Origin of the sequence: Maritalea porphyrae, assembly GCF_027213965.1 — a bacterium.
Lineage (GTDB): Bacteria > Pseudomonadota > Alphaproteobacteria > Rhizobiales > Devosiaceae > Maritalea > Maritalea porphyrae_A.
Map to the genome: position 1 here is coordinate 1 of NZ_JAPWGX010000030.1, position 277 is coordinate 277.

The window sequence follows — 277 nt, forward strand, 5'->3', positions numbered from 1 at the left end:
GTCCCATGGTGGTTTTTTCGTCTAAGCCATTGCCCAAAACGATGTGGCTCATTTCTTTGGCAAACGCTTCCAAAAACGCTTCGTACTTATCGTCAGGGACGAAAATACGGTTTGCGGCCAAGCAGTCTTGTCCCGCGGTTTGAAACTTCGCATCCACGGCGGCTTTGGCTGCTTGCTCGACATCCATATCTGGCAGCACGATGAAAGGGGCGTTACCACCGAGCTCCATACTGCACTTCTTCACGGTTTGTGCCGCGTCGCGTAGCAATAGTTTGCC

The 277-nt window shown here is 52.3% G+C and carries 1 protein-coding gene; it reads right to left on the bottom strand.

Translation table 11 applies throughout. From position 1 onward, the window contains the following. Nucleotides 1–229: aldehyde dehydrogenase family protein (locus O4H47_RS17900; RefSeq protein ID WP_269395385.1), on the bottom strand; the 229-nt coding region annotated here is incomplete at its 3' end. Nucleotides 230–277 lie beyond the last annotated feature (48 nt).